The following is a 267-nucleotide window of genomic DNA, read 5'->3' as shown; positions in this document are numbered from 1 at the left end:
AGGAGCGTCAGCGAGGCATGGATGGCCGCCACACCCGAGGCGAAGGCAAAGCCGTGCCTGCCGGCTTCGAGTTGAGCAAGGCATTTTTCGAGGGCAGCGCGCGTCGGGTTGCCGGTGCGGGAATACTGGTAGCTCTGGCCCTCACCCAGCTCCTTCTGGGCAAATATGGAACTGAGATGAATGGGAACCATGACGGCCCCGGTGGCGGGGTCATGCTCCTGCCCGAAATGAATAGCATCCGTAGAAAAACCCATAAATCCTCTCTTC

Annotated in this window: 1 protein-coding gene; it reads right to left on the bottom strand. The window is 59.6% G+C overall.

Annotated elements, in window-relative coordinates:
* On the bottom strand, positions 1-254 hold a 254-nt coding region (locus SAY88_RS25135), incomplete at its 3' end, for a PLP-dependent transferase (RefSeq protein WP_332635154.1).
* Between the last annotated feature and the right edge of the window lie 13 nt (positions 255-267).

Origin of the sequence: Halalkalibacter flavus (genome assembly GCF_036663575.1) — a bacterium.
In the GTDB taxonomy this organism is placed as follows: Bacteria; Bacillota; Bacilli; order Bacillales; family Bacillaceae_D; genus Halalkalibacter; species Halalkalibacter flavus.
This window is presented reverse-complemented; position numbering and strand designations above follow the sequence as displayed.